General features: G+C 42.7%; 18 protein-coding genes, 1 pseudogene and 1 riboswitch. Of the genes and pseudogenes, 2 read left to right on the top strand and 17 right to left on the bottom strand.

Features of this window, described 5'->3' with window-relative positions:
• Positions 1–68 precede the first annotated feature (68 nt).
• A complete protein-coding gene (locus AB5618_RS16230) occupies positions 69–590 on the top strand; it encodes a hypothetical protein (protein WP_118583489.1) in 522 nt (173 codons plus the stop codon).
• Between the two features lie 48 nt (positions 591–638).
• Positions 639–740: pseudogene (locus AB5618_RS16235) on the top strand (DUF6783 domain-containing protein); the annotation flags it as partial.
• A 40-nt stretch (positions 741–780) separates the two neighbouring features.
• Here the strand turns inward: AB5618_RS16235 and AB5618_RS16240 are convergent.
• From AB5618_RS16240 to AB5618_RS16320, 17 genes are all read right to left on the bottom strand, one after another.
• Positions 781–2,592, bottom strand: a complete 1,812-nt coding sequence (locus tag AB5618_RS16240; protein WP_148463385.1) for a DUF6320 domain-containing protein — start codon at positions 2,590–2,592, stop codon at positions 781–783.
• Between the two features lie 3 nt (positions 2,593–2,595).
• Complete coding sequence (locus AB5618_RS16245) at positions 2,596–3,534, bottom strand: alpha/beta hydrolase (RefSeq protein WP_330602489.1); 939 nt, start codon at positions 3,532–3,534, stop codon at positions 2,596–2,598.
• Positions 3,535–3,622: 88 nt separating this feature from the next.
• Complete coding sequence (locus tag AB5618_RS16250) at positions 3,623–4,486, bottom strand: YitT family protein (protein ID WP_118583485.1); 864 nt, start codon at positions 4,484–4,486, stop codon at positions 3,623–3,625.
• Positions 4,487–4,579: 93 nt separating this feature from the next.
• The gene (locus AB5618_RS16255) at positions 4,580–5,680 is read right to left on the bottom strand and encodes an ABC transporter ATP-binding protein (RefSeq protein ID WP_148463386.1); all 1,101 of its coding nucleotides are present in this window, start codon (positions 5,678–5,680) and stop codon (positions 4,580–4,582) included.
• Position 5,681: 1 nt separating this feature from the next.
• The gene (locus tag AB5618_RS16260; protein ID WP_148463387.1) at positions 5,682–6,734 is read right to left on the bottom strand and encodes an iron ABC transporter permease; all 1,053 of its coding nucleotides are present in this window, start codon (positions 6,732–6,734) and stop codon (positions 5,682–5,684) included.
• A gap of 44 nt (positions 6,735–6,778) precedes the next feature.
• Positions 6,779–7,978 (bottom strand): ABC transporter substrate-binding protein, encoded by a 1,200-nt coding sequence (locus AB5618_RS16265; protein WP_148463388.1) that lies wholly within the window; start codon positions 7,976–7,978, stop codon positions 6,779–6,781.
• Positions 7,979–8,035: 57 nt separating this feature from the next.
• Positions 8,036–11,077 carry a hypothetical protein gene (locus tag AB5618_RS16270; protein ID WP_148463389.1) on the bottom strand — a complete coding sequence of 1,014 codons (3,042 nt, stop codon included), beginning with the start codon at positions 11,075–11,077 and terminating at the stop codon, positions 8,036–8,038.
• Between the two features lie 197 nt (positions 11,078–11,274).
• Positions 11,275–11,477, bottom strand: a riboswitch (cobalamin riboswitch).
• A 65-nt stretch (positions 11,478–11,542) separates the two neighbouring features.
• Positions 11,543–12,973, bottom strand: a complete 1,431-nt coding sequence (locus AB5618_RS16275; protein WP_148463390.1) for a VanW family protein — start codon at positions 12,971–12,973, stop codon at positions 11,543–11,545.
• Positions 12,974–13,085: 112 nt separating this feature from the next.
• The gene (gene hisI / locus AB5618_RS16280) at positions 13,086–13,430 is read right to left on the bottom strand and encodes a phosphoribosyl-AMP cyclohydrolase (protein ID WP_148463391.1); all 345 of its coding nucleotides are present in this window, start codon (positions 13,428–13,430) and stop codon (positions 13,086–13,088) included.
• A 127-nt stretch (positions 13,431–13,557) separates the two neighbouring features.
• Positions 13,558–14,145 carry an imidazoleglycerol-phosphate dehydratase HisB gene (gene hisB, locus AB5618_RS16285; protein WP_148463392.1) on the bottom strand — a complete coding sequence of 196 codons (588 nt, stop codon included), beginning with the start codon at positions 14,143–14,145 and terminating at the stop codon, positions 13,558–13,560.
• Positions 14,142–15,455 (bottom strand): histidinol dehydrogenase, encoded by a 1,314-nt coding sequence (gene hisD / locus AB5618_RS16290; RefSeq protein ID WP_148463393.1) that lies wholly within the window; start codon positions 15,453–15,455, stop codon positions 14,142–14,144. The genes hisB and hisD overlap by 4 nt, the downstream gene beginning before the upstream one ends.
• Positions 15,456–15,503: 48 nt before the next feature.
• Positions 15,504–16,139 (bottom strand): ATP phosphoribosyltransferase, encoded by a 636-nt coding sequence (gene hisG, locus AB5618_RS16295; protein ID WP_148463394.1) that lies wholly within the window; start codon positions 16,137–16,139, stop codon positions 15,504–15,506.
• The gene (hisZ, locus tag AB5618_RS16300; RefSeq protein WP_118583465.1) at positions 16,136–17,272 is read right to left on the bottom strand and encodes an ATP phosphoribosyltransferase regulatory subunit; all 1,137 of its coding nucleotides are present in this window, start codon (positions 17,270–17,272) and stop codon (positions 16,136–16,138) included. Before hisZ ends, hisG begins: the two co-directional genes overlap by 4 nt.
• 281 nt (positions 17,273–17,553) lie before the next feature.
• Positions 17,554–18,093: a Holliday junction resolvase RecU gene (locus AB5618_RS16305; protein ID WP_118583463.1), complete on the bottom strand. Its 540-nt coding sequence runs from the start codon at positions 18,091–18,093 to the stop codon at positions 17,554–17,556.
• A gap of 2 nt (positions 18,094–18,095) precedes the next feature.
• Positions 18,096–18,665 carry a signal peptidase I gene (gene lepB, locus AB5618_RS16310; protein WP_148463395.1) on the bottom strand — a complete coding sequence of 190 codons (570 nt, stop codon included), beginning with the start codon at positions 18,663–18,665 and terminating at the stop codon, positions 18,096–18,098.
• A gap of 1 nt (position 18,666) precedes the next feature.
• A complete protein-coding gene (locus AB5618_RS16315; RefSeq protein ID WP_148463396.1) occupies positions 18,667–19,647 on the bottom strand; it encodes an RluA family pseudouridine synthase in 981 nt (326 codons plus the stop codon).
• A gap of 13 nt (positions 19,648–19,660) precedes the next feature.
• On the bottom strand, positions 19,661–20,272 hold the full coding sequence (locus AB5618_RS16320; protein ID WP_173736057.1) for a hypothetical protein: 612 nt from the start codon (positions 20,270–20,272) through the stop codon (positions 19,661–19,663).
• Between the last annotated feature and the right edge of the window lie 3 nt (positions 20,273–20,275).

Below are 20,275 nucleotides of genomic sequence, written 5' to 3' on the forward strand. Positions count from 1 at the left end.
TTTAACAAAATAAGATCTTATAATTAAGATTATCAATTAACATATATATGTTATGGAGGGTGCGGATTATGAATGAAGAATTGTTTAACGAAGCAACGAAATCAAATGTTCTCACAAAGAAACTGATCGACCAGCTTCTTGAGAGCATGACCTACAGCAGCATTTCCTTTATCAACTGGACCATTGAGACTTTGTCTCTGATCAAGGCGCGTCTGCAGCGCGGAGACCGGATTACAGACGAAGTCAGCGGAGAGGTTTATACCTTATACTCTTTCCAGCAGTTTGTGGAGAAGAATTTTTCTACTTATATAGCAAGCCAGGTATTTAAAGAGACTTCTAAGCCGGAGAAAATTTACTTCTCTCTGAAACCGTGTGAAGAGGGATACAGTCTGGTTGCTGCTGATTCTGACAGTAATAAAACCTACTCCTGGATCTCAAGCCTGAGTAAACGTTTCTCATTGGTAGAAATGATCGCCACAGGAATTGTATATGTGAAAGATACACGTACGAATACTTATCAGCCATTTATTTCCGGAAATGGCAAATATTGTAAGTATGATAAAGAGAAGGGAATTCTTGTAGAAATTTAATTATATTAACTGCCAGAGCGTGTTTGAAAAGGGCTTTCTGCAAAAGCTCCCGCAAAGTGGGGCGTGCAGATTACGGGAATGATTTATCAAATACGCTTTAGGGTATCAGACATAACAGACGGACACAGATCGCAAGGACTGCTTTTCTGAAATTTCAGAAAAGCAGTCCTTGCAATCTGTGTCTATTTTATTACATTCTAAGTTTTTTATGAAACTCCCGAATAGTATCATTGCTGTTAAAAATAAACATTCCTGCAAATACCAGCAGGCTGATTCCTGTGCATACCACAGATGGGTATGGAAAACGGATCAGGTGAAGAAACATAAGGATCAGCGGTACGAGACCAGCAAAAGCAGCCTGAACAAGATAAAACAGATACTCTTCTTTTTCCAGCTTTTGTACTTTTACGATCACGGGTATAGAGCCAAGTACTGCAAGAGCGCCAAATGGAAGGACAAAATCCAGAGACCAGCCATGCCATCCGGTATATTTGTCCCACAGAACAGCGATAACAGTTACCAGGATCAACTGTATGATCTCGTTTTTTAAGATATTCCTCCGTTTGGCATAAGCAACTGCTACGATCAGCCATCCGCAAAGACAGCCAGCTGCGGCGAACCAGAACCAGTCCAGTTTTTCCCGTGTAAGGTAATTGATCATGCCGCAGAGAATTGCTGCTGCAATACAGACAAAATTGAAAACCTGCACGATTCTCTGCTCCTCCTTTTTCTCTTTCAGGGAACAGCCGGGGAAATTATTGGTTTTTTCTGTATAAGGAATTTCTTCTTTTTTCAGCATGTTCAGAAAATTTCGCTGAATATTATCCTTGGGAAGCTTGGAGGTAAATCCAAGAACCATTTCGTTTTCGTAAGAACAGGAACAAAGCTGCATGGAGTTGGTACTTGCGAAAATTCCGAAACGGTCAATGTACTGGTTATACTCCTTTGGAAAACGAAGAATTCCAATATTGGAATAAACAGCCGTAATGCTTCTAGAGCTTAGGTTTGCTCCAAGCATAAGGAAATATTTCTTTATTTCCAGGGGAACTGCACGGATGACCGGATTTTTCTCTAGACGGACATAGCTATTCATATGTCTGGCAATTTTCTCTTCTACCAGTTCCGCGGCAAACTGCTCTTTCACGTGAGCCAGAATTTCTGTAAAATCAGAAGTTTGGGAAAAATCATGTCCCACTTCTATCCAGCCAAAAAAATTTGCCATAGACTGTGAGGGAAAATAATTCCGCAGATTTACAGGAACCATAAGGGCAATGGGGCGATTTTGCCTGCTCTTGGGAATTTCCTCATGGATGGAACAAAGAAACATGGCTGTGATCAGAATGGTTATGGAGACACCGTATTCTTTTGCTTTTGCATGAAGCTCTTTTACCGGAAGTACAATCTCTGTAATATGCATATCCTCATGAAGCAGCCGTTCTCCCGGAAGTCTGACAGCGCGAGGTTTTTTCTCAGAATTTCCGGGAATATCCGAGGAATAATACTGGGAAAAGCTATCCTCCTCCTGATCACCGGGGGTGCTCATATCCGTGACTGGAAGAGAAGGCAGATCCTGTTTCGGGTGAGCCTTTTTCAGATAATTGCTTACTAGTTCCTGGAGAAAATGCATTGCCCCGGTACCATCTGTCAGTGCATGGAAAACTTCAAAATTGATTCTTTTTTCATAATAGCTGACCTGGAAAAGAAGATTCTTTTTGTCCGGAATATACAGCCTGCTGCATGGAGGCTTCTTCTCTTCCTTTACAATTGGACGAATATCCCTGTGTTCCAGGTAGAACCAGAATAATCCTTTTCGGAGAACCATCTGAAACAGAGGATATTTTTCCATGGTTTTTTCAAGAGCGGCCTGGAGAAGCTCCGGTTTTACATTTTCCTTTAGTTCACAGTAAAAACGAAATACTCTGGTATCATTTTTGCCAGTTACCAGAGGAAAAGCAAGGGCCGCGTTATCCAGTTTTCTCCAGTTCGAATATCCTTCTTTCAATTTTCACACTTCCCTTTTTAAGAATTCGTTCATATAAGAAAAACTTTCCTGCACATGGAAAAAGCGGATTCCAAGAGCAAAAAAGCCGTGAAGTGCATCTTTGATCCGGTGTACTTCTACATAATTACCAGCCTCTGCCAGTTTTTTTCCATAATCTTCGCCTTCATCACGAAGAGGATCAAACTCTGCTGTGAGAATCAGGGTTTCTGGCATATTAGAAAAATCTCTTGCCAGAAGAGGTGCAAAATAAGGGTTGACCCGATCCTCCGGACAGCTCTCATACAGATTCAGATAATCCTGCATTTTCACTGCAGTAAGCAGGTAGTCGGTGCCGTTCTTTTGCACAGAGGCATAGGGAGATGCGGTTGTATAGGTATTATATAAGGCTGGATAAATAAGAATCTGCCGGAATACCTGAAAGTCGCCCTTGTCTCTTGCCATAAGAGCAACTGCGGCTGCAAGATTTCCTCCGGCACTGTCACCCATGATAGTGATTTTACGGGGATCAGTATTCAGGATCAGCTTATTGGTGTAAAGCGCTTTCGCTGCTGCATAACAGTCCATCAGAGCCGTTGGAAAACGATATTCAGGAGCAAGCCTGTATTCCACGGATACTACAATATGACCGGTAGACTGGGACATTCTGGCACATACACGGTTATAGGTATCCACACTTTCTGTCACCCATCCTCCGCCATGAAAAAATAGAAGAACTGGAAAAGTATGGCCTTTTTCCACCCCGTTTGTCATGGCTTCTTCAGTAGGAAAATAAATCCGCAGAGGGATTTCGTAGTCCTCGTTGAAAATCTGGATATCCATTTTTTTCAGAAAAATATTCATGGCATCCAGCTTCTTAATGTCCACCAGTCTGCGGGAGGATTCCACTTCGATATTGCCGTAGGAAAGGGTGTGGAGAATTGCTCGCATGGTTTTGGAAATCATGGCCTGTATTCCTTTCTGGTTTTAAAATCAAGCTTCATCAGACTGTTCTGTTATGGAAAAATCAGTCTTCTGCATTAGCTGGCAGGCATCAGATAGAACGGAAGCCTTTTCCAATGATCTCGCTGCTGTTTACAATGGTAATAAATGCATGGGGATCAATCTGTCTTAAATGAATACGAAGACGGTTGGTCTCGCTTCGGGTAAGCACAGTCATCATTACCTTCTGCTCCTTCTTGGTATAGATGCCAAAGGCCTTCTGCTCTGTGGCAGAACGATGCAGGTCATTGATGATGAACTCTTCTACCTGCTCCGGATATTTGCTAATGATCGTACATACCTTTCTCAGATTCAGACTCTCAATAGCACTGTCTACTACAGTGCATTTCAGGATCATTCCAAGAATACAGTAAAGTCCGGTCTGGGCACCGTAAAGGTAAGCAGCGATCAGTACGATTCCCAGGTCGCTGACCAAAAGGGCACGCCCGATCTCAAGGCTGGTATATTTGTGCAAAATCATTGCCACAATATCAGTACCACCAGTGGAGGCACCGACATTAAATACCATAGCAGCTCCCACTGCTGGGAGAATAACTGCAAAACACAGCTCCAGGAACACGTCATGTGTAAGTGGCGAACTAAGGGGATAAATAGCTTCACAGGCACTTACATAGAAAGACAGGGCAAAAGAGGAATAGACAGTCCAGCCCATGGAGCGGATTCCAAGGAAGAAAAATCCAAGTACAACAAGTGCTGCATTGACGATCCACATAAATGCACCTACATTCCATTTCGGAAATAAGGTAGAAAGGATAATAGACAGACCAGATGTACCACCAAATGCGAAATGGTTGGGTGTTTTAAAAATAGCAATTCCAACCGCTGTAAAAATCAATCCCAGATTTAGAATGATAAAGAACATCAGGTTGTCTTTTGTAAATATATTCTTTTTCATAAAACGAGTCCTCTCCTTCTTTCAGTGAACTCAGTATAACGTAAAAAATGAGTTCTGTAAAGAAACGGAATCAAAGAATCCCGCAAGGCAGAATTATACAAATTCTGCCTTCCCGCTCTTCTTCGCTGCATCTATAAGCTCTCCTAACCGCTTATTGCAGCTTCCAACCGGCACAGCCGTGCAGATTATCCTCTCACAGCTTTCCATGGCTTTTTGCGCCTTCTGGAAGGCTTCTTCGCTGATTTCCATGAAGGGTTCTTCCGTGATCACCTGTGAAGCCAATAGTCTTGCCAGGCGGTAATCTACGTCGTTTGTGTAAAGAATACCTGCAATAAAAGGTGTATGCTCTTTCTGCAGCTGACGGAATATGGGAATACCAGTGCCGTTCCCACAGATTACGAAAGTTTTGGCTTCTCCGTCTGGTTTCGGAAGCTCAATACTTCCAAACAGGGGATCAAAAAATCCATTATTGATCTCATACAGCTCCTTGATCATGTTCTCTTCAAAAATATCTTCCGGCTTTCCAAAATGAGAAATAGTATCTCCCTTTACGCAGATGATTTTATCTGCAATTTTCTGTGCCAGATCGATTTCGTGAAGAGACATGATAACTGTGATCTGCTTCTTTTTTGCCATATCCCGAAGAATAGATAAAAGATCCAGCTTATGTTTGATATCAAGGAAAGAGGTTGGCTCATCCAGAATAATAATATCCGGCTCCTGGCAGATCGCACGGGCAAGAAGCACTCTCTGACGTTGCCCGTCACTGATGTTGTTAAAGTCACGACTGCCAAGCGATTCCGCATGCACCGCTTTCATGGCTTCCTCTACCTTTTCCTCATCCTCTCTTGAAAGGATACCGAGTCTGCCTGTATAAGGGTAGCGTCCGGTTGCCACAATATCATGACAGGTCATAAGCTCCGGACGCATTCGTTCCGTAAGAACTACTGCCATGCGTGTGGAAAGCTCTTTATAGGAAAAAGAATTCAGATTGCGATCATCAAAGTAAACTTTTCCACCAATGATCTGCAGCTGTCTTGTGATACTTTTCAGAATCGTAGATTTACCAGAACCATTTGGACCAATGAGAGTTACAATCTCCCCTTTTTTTATTCCAATACAGATATCATGAATTAAGGCCTTTTTATCATAACCGACAGAAAGGTTATCCATATGAAAATAGTAATTATCCATTTCAGTTTCCTCTCTTCTTTCGCAACATCATGAAAATAACAACAGGTGCTCCAAAGATGGAGGTAACGGTACTGATATTCAGCTCCAGAGGGGCAAAAGCCATTCTGGCAATCAGGTCACACATCATACAGAAAACTGCACCGCCCAGGAATGTTCCCGGAATGATTATAAGTGGTCTGGATGTGCCGAAGCTTCTTTTCATCAGAAATGGGACTGCAATTCCAACGAAAGAAATCGGTCCTGCAAAAGCAGTTACAGTTGCTGATAAAATACTGGAAAGCAAAATCAAAGCAACGCGGAAGAATTTGATGTTTACGCCCATGCTTTGTGCATAAGCTTCTCCCAGCTGATAAGCACCGATGGGCTTTGACAGCAGGAAAGTCAGGATCAGGGTAATTCCTACCACCACACAGGAAATGTAAACGTTACTCCAGCTCATACCGGAGAAGCTTCCCTGTGACCATCCGTGAAGATTTACAATATCGGAATCATCTGCAAAAGTTACCACAAAATCAGTTACTGCAGAACAGATATAGCCGATCATGATTCCAGCAACCAGAAGGGTGGCCATGTGCTTGATCCTTTTTGAAATCAGAAGAATAAAACCAATGGAAATCAGGGAACCAATAAAAGCTGCAATGATCAGAGTGTAAGAAGTTACGTTTACAGCTCTGCCAAGATAATAAATCATGGTAAGAGCTACTACCATTTTCGCACCGGAAGAAATTCCCAGAACAAAAGGTCCTGCAATGGGATTTTCAAAAAAGGTCTGAAGAAGAAAACCAGATAGGGATAAGGCACCTCCAAGAATGGCAGCCATCAGGATCCTGGGAAGACGGATTTTCCAGATGATGCTGTATTCTTTTGTATCTGTGGCTTTTTTCAGCAGGATATCTATGATCTCAGACAGAGAAATATGAACATTTCCTGTGTTGATATTCAAAACTGTGATCAGGCCAAAGGCCAGGATCAGCAGAATGAAAACCATAGCGTAACGAGATCGTCTCTTAAAATTTTCCATGTGGAAGCTGGTTCCAGCGGATTGATTGCTCATTTTATTTTTCTCCATTTTTGTTTCATTTACAACAGAACCTGCTGTCAGCTCAGCTTATGAAGAAAAGTCATATCCTCTTCACTTCCGCCGGTAAGCATCAGGTTCAGATCTGTGATCAGTTCACCAATTGTATCTGTATGCTGGTACATGGAATCATCAGTTACCCAGACATTTCCCTCTTTTACGGCTTTAAAATCAGCCATCAGACTTTCTTTTGCAAGAAGATCGTCTATGCTTTTTACAGACGCATCAATACTGGAGTTGTAGATCAGATAATCTGCATCTGCCGCAGTATTATAGAATTCCTCCATGGTAATGGCAACGGAAGTTTTTCCACTGTCATCCTGAAGATCTGCGAATACATTTCTTCCACCGGCAATCTCGATCATACTGGAAATATAATCTTTAGGATTACGTACTACAGGAGAACCGCTGGTATTGATGTAGAAAAACGCAACTGTTTTTTCCGTATTTGTAAAGTCCTTTAGCTTCTCAATAACCTGTGCCTGCTGGTCAAAAAAGGTCTTTGCCTCCTCTTCTTTGTTCATCATTGCGCCATAAAGCTTGATCCACTCTGTACGTCCAAGGGGCTGGCTCTCATAGCTGGAGCGGTCAGTGAAAACAGGAATTCCAAGAGTTTCGATCATCTCCTGTACCTTCGGTGCATGAAGGATCATAGTAGACTCTATTGCAAGATCACAGTCGTCACCTACCAGAAGCTCGTAATCCGGTTCATCGTATTTTCCCGCAAAAGTCATTTCGCCGTTATTGATAGCATCAGCTGCTGACTGGATATACCAGCCGGAAGCATCAAGACCTGACAGCTTAATGGAGTCTACACTTCCGATTGCATCGAACAATGCCATTGGGGAAGTGGCTGCCATGTAGATGGTGTCAAGTGGCTGCTGAAGGATCTGGATTTCAGGATCCAGATCATCAGGTGCCTCTTTGCCCTCTGGGACGATCAGATATCTGGCATCATCATGGATGTCCAGAAGTTTGTAACCGTCATTGTAATAATACACGTCAAAGCATTCTGCAAAAGACAGATCCATGGCGGATTCATAGGTCAGACCTGCAATTTCAGGTGCAGCATTTTCTTCTGATGTGTCAGAAGAAGTCTCCCCGGAAGCATCTGCTTCCAGGTTCTCCTCTTCTGCCCATACCGGAGTAATGGCAGTAAATGTCATAACTGTTGCTGCAAAAATACTTAAAATTTTATATTTCAGCTTTTTGTCATACATTTTTATTTTCTCCTGCTGATTATTCTTGCTACTGTGCATATGGTGAAGAATAATAATTTATTCTTCCTCATCAGTTACAAAAATTGCTTCGTAAGCTTTTTCCCACTCAGCTTTTGCATTGTCATCCTTTTCATCTGCAGAACGGTCCACGATAAACGGGATTTTCAGAGTAGAATATTTTTCTGCGGAATCTTTCAGAAGGTTTTCTTTTGCTTCTGTGTCTGCTTCCTCTGTCGGGAGAATATCAGAAGAAAGGATAGAAATACCGCACTGACTCTTTACAAGAGCTTTGTAATCTGTATCTTCATCTTTTCCTGCAAAAGTTACGGAACCATCTTCCAGAGCCGCTGTAAGGCTGTCTACCGTACAGTCCCCTTTTTCCATTCCAAGAGCAGTAACTTTGTCTGTAAGATCAAGCTTATCCAAAATGTTAAGAGCATCTGTGGAAGCCACATAAGCAGATTCTACCGGCTGGTTGATCACGATTACATCTTTATCAAGTCCTGCAGGGATAACAGCACCCTCAGGTACGATCAGGTATTTTACAACATTGCCCATGTAGAGCTTTTCTGTACCTGTAAGTTCCTGGGAATCAGCAGCTTCTGTTTTTGCATTTTCTTTTCCGGAATCAACAGTTTCCGGTTTTCTTGCAGTATCTGTTGTCATATCTACTTCAAGAAGGGTAATGCCCTTTGCGTAGTGATAAAGCTTAAAGTATTTTGCATGCTTAAGAGTAGTTTCGTCTTTATACTCAAGACCTGTGATCTCTGGTGCAGAATCATCCAGCTTCTTGTTTCCTGTGGAAAGCATGCTGTTGTCCTCTGCCGGGTTATCCTTGTCTGTTTTCTTCGGATCGTTTGCACCCTTTAAAGCGATATAAATGGTGTAAGTGATTTCATGAGCCTGGGACATTCTGGTTGTCATACCAATGATCGTATTATTCTGGTTCAGTGCTACCGGAATTGTGAAAGTAGAAGTTCCGCCGCCGCATGCACCGTAGTATTTATTTCCATTGGCTTTTACATAACCGTAATATTCACTGCTGAATACAATAGTCGCATATGCCTGACCATTTGTTACCGTAACTTTGTTACAGGAAATATTGACCTTTCCAGAGCCACCAGACCAGGAGAAGCTGTCAGGAGTATAGGTTCCATCTGCTAATGTAGTAGAACTGTTTACAGATGCTGTTCCGCCGCTTAAGTCAGATTCGTATTTGGATTCCTCTTCCGGTTTCTTGTCTGGCTTTGGAGTTGCTGTTGGTGTAGGGGTTGCTGTCGGTTTTTTATTTGGTTTTGCAGTGGGTGCAGGAGTTGCTGTGACTGTTGTGTCAGGAGCAGTGTCTGGCTGCGGATCATCCTGTACGTCACCTATTTTATTCAAAGTGCTGGACTGGAAAGTCAGGATCCTGTCATACCAGATCTGGTTTTTGTGGGAAAAAGCAGCAACTGCAATTCCATTGTCCAAGGCTTCAACAGGAATCTCATATGTATATTTGCCATTTGCGTCTGCCACATATGGAACCCAGGTGGAGGAATCAGCTGCGGCAGCTTCTTCTTTTGTTCCCAGACATAGATAGTCGTAACCAGTTCCGCTTAAAGTAAGAACAGCTGTCATTTTTCCGTTTTTGGAAGTGAGGACACAGTCAATTACACGGAACATAGATGAGCTGGAGTTAACTGTAACATTATAAATTCCGCTTGCACAGCTGCCTGGAGCTGGGGTTGCTGTTGGCTCTGGGGTGTTGGCTGCTTCCGGAGTTGTGCTTGGCATTGGAGTTTCAGTTGGAGCAGGTGTTCCGGTTGGTGCCGGAGTCTCAACCGGTGCTTCGGTAGGCGCCGGAGAAACAGTTGGTTCTGGTGTTGGAGCAGCCTCTCCATATCCTGGAACTGCCGGTACGGTAATCGTCAATATACCCTTTGCGTACCAGTTCTGGCTCTTCTTGGAATGAGGAACGACTGCTATTGTCTGAGCTTCCTTGCTTGCAGTAACTTCAAAGGTGTAGGTATAGCCTCCTGCACTGTTTTCAACTCCTTTGATGGCATTTGCTTCTTTATCGGAGTCATTGAAACTGCCAAGATAGATCATGTCATAATTCTGTTTTGCGGTAGAAAGTGTGACAATATATTTATCCTCCGAAACCTTTACAGTGGAACCGGTGATTACGAACATTGCAAATTCATCACCGTTTTCTTTTACAAGCTTGATTCCGGCATCTGTAATCTCATTCTGGGCTGGTGCCTGGGTTGGAGCTGCAGTTGGCAGTGGAGTGGCAGTTGGCTCAGGGGCTGCAGTTGGCTCTGGAGTAGCTGTTGGTTCCGGGGCTTTCATTCCTGGAACGTTCAGTTTCAAAGCCATATTTGTGTACCATTTCTGATTTTTCACAGAAAATGGTACGATGCTGAAAGTCTGGACCTGTTCACTGGCAGGAACCTCAAAAATGAAAGTATAACCATCTTCATTTTCTGTACCAACGATTGCTGCTGCATTTTTTGCTTCGTCAGGATCTTCTTTAGAACCAAGATAAAGCTTCTCATAGTTCTTTCCGTCAGTATTGAGGGTTATCTTAATTTTATCACCATTTAATTCAGCAGAAGAGCTTTTGATTTTAAGCATTTTATATGCACTGTTATCTTCCTTGTCAATGGTCATGTTGGAACCATCTGGGTTCAGATCCTCTGGCTTTGTTTCTGGTTTATCTGTCTCTTCGGTTTTGCCCTCTTCTGTTGTTTCTGGTGCAGCTGTAGGCTGTGGAGCTTCTGCTTCCTCATTTTTGCTTTCTTCAGCAGGTGATGCAGTAACCTCAGGAGTGGTCTCAGAGGCAGGTGCTTCTGTAACTGCAGGTGTCTCTTCCACAGCGGAGGCGTCCCCGGCTGCCGGAGTTGCTGTAGTTTCGGTGTTTTCTTCTTCAGTTGTTACGTTTTCCTGCACAGGAGTCTCTGCAGCAACTGCAGTCTTCTCCGCTTCTGTCTCTGGAGTTGGTGTAACAGAAATCTGTACATTTGCATCCTCATTCTCTGCCTGTGTAAGTACAGCAGGAGTGACCGTCATGGCGACGGAAAGGAACAGTGCAAGAAAGCGTTTTGAATTTCTTTTCATTTCTTTTTCCTCGATTCTTCCTATTATTTTATAATTTGAATAAATCCCAATTGCTTCTGGAGCCTGTTTGTACAATGGGCAATTCTGACAGGATTATTTCAAAAAAATGCCTGCTTCCTCTGAGAAAACAGGCACTAAAAATTCAATATATTGTATTATCAAATATATTAATGAGAATGAAGTACTTTCTTCGGAAGCTTTCATTAAACGAATTCAGCAGGTTTCCTGACTTACAGATCAACACAGAATCCATCCTTCTCAGCAATATGCCAATGGTTTCACTGGATTCTACTCCCTGTTTACAGTGACCGGATCGTTCAGGACTTTCACCTGATTCCCTCTTAGAGCGTGTTGAAAAACAATCTGTACGCTCTAGCAAACAGATATGTCTGGCACTGAAAACGGATTTATTCAATTCACCTCATTATAGCAGACCGTTATGTCGAAATCAATAGATTTATAGGGTTATTGCTTGTATTTACTGTACCCAACTTCATCCGTACGGAGAAGTGTTCCATTCTCATCGTAGACACTGCGGTAGGTTTTACAGGTGTTTGGATCGGAATGCTCTGTAGTAATTTCTACCGTATTATTGTCAGTTTTGGTTCCGTAAATGGATACCGTTACGGCTTCCTCTTTTTCATCGTAAGAGGCTTCAATTTTAATTGGATAAGCAGTATTATTCTGAAAACGGAAATCCTGACCTCCCCACACCACTGCTGCGTCCAGACCGTCCTCAACATAATCAATGCGGGCAGCGTGATTATGACGCTCAACAATGGTCAGATCAGACTGCAGGCATGCCATAAACAACGTAGTGGAAATCTGGCAGATTCCGCCTCCGATATCCTGGGCGTGTTCGCCTCCTACAATTACAGTTGCTTCCCTGTACCCCCGTTCCTCTGTACGGGGACCTAAAGTATCGTTGTAGGAAAAAATCTGCCCTGGCTGAAGCTCCACCCCATCACAGGCTTCCACGGCAAGCTTCAAATTGGCAACACGGTTTTCGGTACCGCCACCATATGTAGTATAAGTACCAAGAAGGTTCAGATAAGGAAGGGCTTCTATCTCTTCTGTAGAAACTTCGGGCAGGGTAATTTCAAGGGGAATGGTGATCTCTGCACCTTCTTTTGCTTTTTCCAGCTTCTTTGCAGCTGACTTTACATCAAATGAAATTCCGGTAACTGCCGGAATAATTTCATTATTTTTCCCCAGAGAAGCATCTGTGGCTTCTGTATGTACTTTTTCATAATAGGCTTCCAGATTCAGTTCCTCTGGCGGTGTCTTCATAGTAGGACATTCGATAACAGCTTCATAATCTTCTATGGAAATTGCTTTTAGAATCGCTTCTTTCAGTGCATCCATATCCGGACCGATTCCGGTTTTTCCCTTAGTGATAACCAGCTCTGTATCTGTAAGTTCACAGGAAGTCTGTATAGTGGTGGATCCCTTTGAAATTCCGGCATCCTCCAGAATCTTGTCCAGTTCGTCTTTATTTCGGGCTTCCGGCATAAGGGTGACTTTTTCCTTTGTCTTGCTGTTCATCAGTTCGATGCGGTCAGTTCCATGAGTAAACCAGGAACCATGCCCAAGAGCATAGGCACTTTCTACAATTGATTTTACATCAAGACCGAGAACTGGATAGATGGATACCTTAAAGTTCTTTCCGTTCAGGGTAATGGTCATCTGTGTGTCCTTATATTTTTCCTGAAAATCTTTTGAAATTGCGTCAATGGCTTCTTCTTTGCTCATTCCCTGAATAGATATGCCGTTTATTTTAAGCTTCTTCCAGATTACATTATCTGTGAGAAAATGACACCACAACCCATACGCACCTGCGAGAATCAGAAACATGACCAGAACTTTGATCACACCGTTTTTCACTTGTTTTTTCATGTAATAATTTTACCTTTTGCAGTCTTTTTTAGAGCGTGTTTGAAAAAGGCTTTCTGCAAAATATACCGCAAAGTGGGTGTGCAGATTGCAGAAATGTTTTTTCAAACAGGCTTTAGAGCAATGGGGTAAAAAAGCATGTCCGGTTTCCGGTATGGCATGCAGCCCCTACCTGCTCTACTTTTGCCAGAATTGTATCATTATCACAGTCAATAGTCAATGATTTCACATACTGAACATGACCGGAGGTTAGTCCTTTGGTCCAGAGCTCGTTGCGGCTGCGGCTCCAGTAAGTCATTTTTCCCAGCTTCAGAGTGGTTAGATATGATTCCTCGTTCATGTACGCAAGCATAAGAACTTCGTCTGTTTTGTAATCCTGCACAATAACCGGAACCATGCCGTCACTGTTTAATTTAAAATCTGACCAGGACATTTTGGACTTTAATTGGTTCTGTTCCATATTTTTAATACTCCTTTATGAAAAATTTTTCTGCAATTATGCCACCTGCTTTCATGCTCAATTGGAAAAAATGAAAACAAGTGGCATATATCATATCGTCTTAATTGTATTTCTGTTTATTCTGCCCTTAGAGACTTCCCTTCGTAGAAAGCACATCTGTAATACGAGGATCATAAGCTGCCGCCATATCCAGCGCCTTTGCAAAGCTTTTGAACATGGCTTCTGCCATATGGTGATTATTTCCCGGTGTTAGAACCTTAATGTGAAGATTCATGGCTGCCGTATAAGAAATGGCGTAAAAGAATTCCTTCACCATTTCTGTGGACATATCTCCAATTTTTTCACTGGTAAACGCACCTTCGAAGGAAAGATACGGGCGTCCCCCAAGATCAATGGCGCAAAGCACAAGACACTCATCCATTGGAAGGATGCAGCTTCCGTAACGCCTGATTCCTTTCTTGTCTCCAACCGCTTCTTTAATAGCTGTGCCAAGAACAATTCCCGTATCTTCAATGGTATGATGATCGTCAACCTGAAGATCACCCTTTACCTTTATATCCAGATCAAAAAGTCCGTGACGGGTAAAGCCATCTAACATGTGATCGAAAAATCCCACACCTGTATCCAGACAGCTTTTTCCGGATCCGTCCAGATTCAGCTTTATGGCAATTTTAGTTTCCTTTGTATTTCGTTCAACAGTAGCTTCTCTTGTCATGGCTGCTCCTTTTTATTTTCCTCTTCAAAGCGGACTGCAATGGAGTTGGCGTGTGCAGTTAGCTGCTCTGAGGATGCAAACTGGATGATGTCCTTGTGGATTTCCTGTAATGCAGACTTGGAATAATATACAATACTGGATTTCTTAATAAAATCGTCAACGGAAAGTGCGGAGAAGAACTTAGCTGTTCCGTTGGTAGGAAGAACGTGATTCGGTCCCGCAAAGTAATCACCAAGAGGTTCAGAACTGTACTCTCCAATGAAAATAGCGCCTGCATTTCGTACCTTCATCATTACCTCAAAAGCGTTTTTAGTGACAATTTCCATATGTTCCGAAGCAATCTCATTCGCTGCTTCAATTGCTTCATCCATATCTTCTGCAATAAGGATATATCCAAAATTCTCCAGAGATTTTTCGATGATCTCTTTTCTGGAAAGAACCTTCAGATAACCTTCAATCTCTTTCTCTACATTCTGTGCCAGTTCTGTACTGGTAGTAATGAGGATTGCAGAAGCCATCTCATCGTGTTCTGCCTGAGAAAGAAGATCTGCTGCTACATAGTGTGCATTTGCAGTTTCATCTGCAAGGACAAGGATCTCACTTGGACCAGCGATGGAATCAATGCTCACATGTCCATAAACAGCCTTTTTTGCAAGGGCTACAAAAATGTTGCCAGGTCCTACGATCTTGTCTACCTTTGGGATACTTGCAGTACCATAAGCAAGTGCTCCGATTGCCTGTGCACCACCAACTTTGTAGATCTCATCAGCGCCTGCTTCTTTGGCAGCAACCAGAGTGGATGGATTTACTTTACCGTCTTTTCCAGGAGGTGTGGTCATAACGATGTGAGGTACTCCTGCCACTTTTGCCGGCACAATATTCATTAAAACAGAAGAAGGATAAACTGCTTTTCCGCCTGGAACATAAACACCTACACGATTTAATGGTGTTACTTTCTGACCAAGCATGGTGCCATTTTCGGTACTGGTAAACCAGCTGTTCTGACGCTGTTTCTCATGGTAGCTGCGGATGTTTACAAGTGCCTTGCGGATAACTTCTAATAAGGATGCATCAACTGCTTTATAGGCTTCTTCGATTTCCTCTTCGGTTACACGTATGGTTTCCGGAGTTACCTCTACTTTATCAAATTCTTTTGTGTAAGAAAAAAGAGCTTCATCCCCTTTTTCTTTTACATTTGCAAGAATATCTGCTACTGCTGCTTCGAACTTGCCGTAATTATTAGGGCTCCGTTTTAAAAGATTTTCCAGGATATCTTTGGTAGATTCTTTTGTTAATCTTACTGTACGCATTGTGATCGATCCTTCCAATTTTATTTTATTCCAGAAAAAACAGTAATTTCAGATTACCTTTCGTAAATCTTCAATCAGCTTACTGATTCTTTCATTTTCCATTTTCATGCTTACCTGGTTTACAACCATTCTTGCAGAAAGAGGGCAAACTTCTTCTAACACCTTCAGTCCATTTTCACGTAGTGTGCTTCCGGTCTCAACGATATCCACGATCACTTCAGAAAGACCTACAATAGGTGCAAGCTCAATAGAACCATTCAGCTTAATGATTTCCACAGTCTGATGCTTCTTATTATAGAAATAATCTTTGGCAATGTTTGGATATTTGGTTGCCACACGGATCAGCTGGTTTGAATTCAGAAGGGGTTTTGCACTTTCAGGTCCGCAAACGCACATGCGGCAGGCTCCAAATCCAAGATCCATTACCTCGTAAAGCTTACGGCCTTCTTCCAGGATCGTATCCTTTCCGACAATTCCGATGTCAGCTGCGCCATATTCTACATATGTAGGTACATCTGGTCCTTTGGCAAGGAAAAAACGAAGCTTTAATTCTTCATTTACAAAAATCAGTTTACGGGAATCCTTATCTTTCATCTCTTCGCAGGTGATCCCGATTTTCTCAAGCATGGCAAGGGTTTTGTCTGCAAGTCTTCCCTTGGTAAGGGCAAAAGTCAGATATCTCATAATTCCACCTCACAAACCTTAGTTACTTTCTCTGGACGAAGGGCTACATTTCTGCCCTGGGCGCGAAGCTCTTTGGCCTTCTGGATTGCCTGGATACGGTTTTCTTTGCGGTAAGTGATAACCGTAACGCCCTCCTCTTCCTCCATTTCGATTTTTTGTCTGGAAAGAGCCATCAGAAGGTTATCTACTACAATGGCAAACCCGATGGATGCAGCAGGCTTGCCGAAATGTTTCATCAGCTGGTTGTAACGGCCGCCCTTGATCAGCGCTTCTCCTGTACCATAGGTATAAGCCTGGAAAATGATTCCGGTATAGTAATGATATTTGCTTAACATTGCAAAATCAAAAGTAACGTATTTCTCATAGCCGTAAACCTTCAGAAGCTCATAGATTTCTTCCAGACGAGCAACAGCCTTTAATGCCTGTGGATTGTCCGTAAGGGATTTTGCTTTTTCCAGAACTTCTGTCGATCCGAACATCTGAGGAAGCTGGGAAAGAACTCTTGCAAGGGATTTATCCATGTTCTTATTCTTTACAAGCTCTTCCACACCGAAGTAATTTTTCTGGGAAATCAGCTCCCGAAGCTCTTCTTCCTCTTCCTGACTCATGCCTGTCTGGGCAAAAATCGCTTTATAATAATCAACCTGTCCAACGCTTACCTGAAATTCGGTAAGTCCTGTTGCAAGCAGACACTCTACCGTCATAGCCAGGATCTCTGCATCTGCTTCCGGTGAATCATCGCCCATACGCTCAACGCCCATCTGGGTTGTCTCTTTCAATCTTCCGCGAAAGCTGGAATTATTGATAAAAGTGTTGCCTGTATAACACAGACTTACTACTTCTTTTTCAGGGTTAAAATAGGTAGCACAGGCTCTGGAAACGGACGGTGTAAAGTCCGGTCGAAGAACAAGGGTATTACCTTCTCTGTCAAAAAATTTATAAAGCTCCCTGGAGGGAATGGTTCCCACTTCTTTACTAAACACTTCGAAATATTCAAATGTGGGAGTTTCTATATCTTCAAAGCCATACTGATGGAATACACGGTGAAGCTTTTCCTGAAGCTTTTGTTTTCGGCTGCATTCCTGACTGTAAATATCCCGTACACCCTCCGGCGTATGAAAAATTCTCTGCATATCATGTTTCCTCCATGTTGTTTCTTGCTTGTTAATTACATAACGCTTTATCACGCTACTACGATAATGCGAAATCAATGTTGATTATAGTGGAATATTCCAAGATTGTCAAGACGAAGTGTTGCGTGGTTACTGTTCACTGGTAACGTTCCGCGAGGTGTTTTTTGTGAACAAAGTTCACAGAAAACCCGAGAATTGCGGCGCGAAATCATGCTTTGCATGATTTCTGTGCATCGCGAAGCGCGTTACTGTGAACGGAGTGAACAGTAACGTTGCGTGTGTTATGGTAACACGCGTGTTTCCAGATCCAATTTTAATCCCTCTAAATAAGGAACCAGAAAGCCGCTCTTTTTCGGCAGGTAATACTTCTCATCCAGTTCCTCCCTGCGGAAGCTTTTCCGTCCGCCCTCTTCCATCCGTCTCCAGTATGCCAACAGTTCCCGAAAAGGCAGATAATAAAATAAGTTCAACTGACTGAAAAATATAAGAAAAAATGCCACGCCATTCTGTTTTTCAAAGTCCTCCATAAATTTCACCTGATGAGGATGAATATTTGCCAGAGGAAACGTCTGGGCGCTGCATTCCTTTGCATCAAAGCAGACAGGAATTCCCTGTACTGCACCTATATAGTCAACAGTACTTCGCTGGTCAAAGTATGCCAGAGTAATGTGACGATTTTCTTTGTCCATGCGTACCGGAGTGATGGGGGTGGGAATCTTCTGTATCAGAGCAAGTCCCTTTTCCCTGTACTGCTCGTTTGTTCGGTTTACAAGGTCCTCCAGGGTAGAACCCCGGAGACCTCTGCTGTTCCATGTCGCCATTCTCACGGTTCCTCGTAGCCAAGAAGCTTGATGGATGGATAATATCTTACAACTGCTTTCCCTATGATCTGGTCAAATCGGACGAACGTGTTTTTCCAGAAGCGGGAATCCTTAGAATCATTTCGGTTATCACCCAGCATAAAATAGCAATTATCCGGAACGGTATATGGCCCGAAGCTTCCCTGCATTTTCTCTGGAATAAAGGAATCATCAAGAGCAGTCTCAGAACCGTCGATGTATACCTTTCCGTCCTTGATTTCAACAGTCTCTCCCGGAAGTCCGATTACACGTTTAATGAAAAGCTGGCTTTCATCATCCGGATACTTGAAAATTACAATGTCAAAGCGCTCTGGATCCTTGACCTTCTTGGAAATCTCATGTCCAAACAGATCCAGATTGATACCATATGCAAGACGGAATCCAAAGATACGGTCGCCTGTCATAATAGTCTTCTCCATGGACGGAGAAGGGATTTTTGCGTTGATCAGTACTACATTGTTGATAACCAGGACTATAGCAACTACAATGATGATCATTTTTACATAGTCCCATACTTCATGCCAGATTTTCATATTATTTATTCTCCTCTACGTGTTCCTCTTTCAGGATTTTTTGAAACAGATAAGGCAAAGGGGCCGTGAACTCCTTGCCAGACAGATAGGAAAGACGCCCTTCAATTTCCGGAATTTCCAACCTGTATGCGTGAAGCAGCTGCGATTTCAGACCATACTTTCTGCGGTATTCATCGTTTAAGGTACGCCTGCCGTACTTGTAATCTCCAATAAGGGGATGATCAGTTCCTGCAAGGTGTGCCCTGATCTGATGTGTGCGTCCGGTGATCAGCTCCACCTCAAGAAGGGTAACGATTCCGTTATCTCCAAGGGGACGGTATCTGGTCTCAATGGGAAGTGCTCCGGATGTTTCCGTTTCCTGTACTGTTACTTTATTACATTTTTCGTCTTTATGCAAATATCCTTTGATGTATTTTTCATTTTTTATAACACCATTTACCAGGCAGCGGTAAAATTTGTGAAGGCTTCGATCATGAAACAATGAAGAAAGCTCCTGAAGTCCTGTCAGGGATTTTCCTGCAGCCACAAGTCCGCTGGTATTACGGTCCAGACGATTGCAGACAGATGGGCGGAAGGTATGTAAAGACGCTTCCGTAACCGCTCCGCTTTCAAGAAGATACCCCGTCAGATATTCTACCAGTGATGGTTCCTTATCATCTGCAGGCTGGGAAAGCATTCCCACAGGTTTGTTGATCAGAAGGATATTATCGTCTTCATACACAATATCAAGCTTCTGATGAGCTCTTGCTGCAGTTTCCTGTACTCCTGCAAATTTTCCGAAAGTTTCATCCGAAAGGAAAAGCTTTACGTGGTCACCAGTGGAAAGCTTCTCATTTCCAGTGGCTCTGCCACCGTTTAAGGTAATATTTTTCTTGCGGAGCATTTTGTAAAAAAAGCTTTTGGGGGCTTCACGGAGAAGCTTTCCTAAATATTTGTCAAAGCGCTGTCCCGCTTCATTTTCATTAATAATAAATTCTTTCATGTTGGATATCCTCTTAGATACACAAATTCAGGATCACATGTTTCACCATTTCATCTCTGGTAAAATCCGGATATCTTGGATCTGGTGTAAAGCGAAGCCCTTCTTCTAAGGATTCCTTGTGTTCGTTCATAGAATCAAGACGTTCCAGGAAAGGGCGAAGCTCTCCCAGAATTTTCACATCTACTTTATAGCCGTTTTTGCGAACCAGTTTCTGGGCTTCTGCAGCCATAAAATTTGTATCTGCCTTCGGATCACTGGTATAACCGACTACGGTATTTCCGCATACTGCAATGGCATCTATGGTGCATTTTTTTTCATAGAAAGTCATATACATCTCGTACGCCATGACAAGATCACCCTGATGTGCATGGATCTTCTTGTACAGGACCGGATCTACAGGCTTTGCCAGATAGACCATGATCACATCTACCACAGCCTTACAGCCTGGAAGAGATCCTACCAGAGCAATGATCGTCCAGACAGAATTTCTGGTACCAAGGTAGATCCACATGCTGATGAAAATAAAAATGGGGACACCAAGCATAATGGCAGCAATTATAATCCTGCGCTTTCGTTCACGCTTCAGATATCCGAATTCTCCTTTGTTTGTCTGCATTAATTTCATGAA

Source organism: Ruminococcus sp. J1101004sp1_RTP21198st1_B9_RTP21198_201120, from assembly GCF_040924245.1.
GTDB classification, from domain to species: Bacteria; Bacillota; Clostridia; order Lachnospirales; family Lachnospiraceae; genus Blautia_A; species Blautia_A faecis.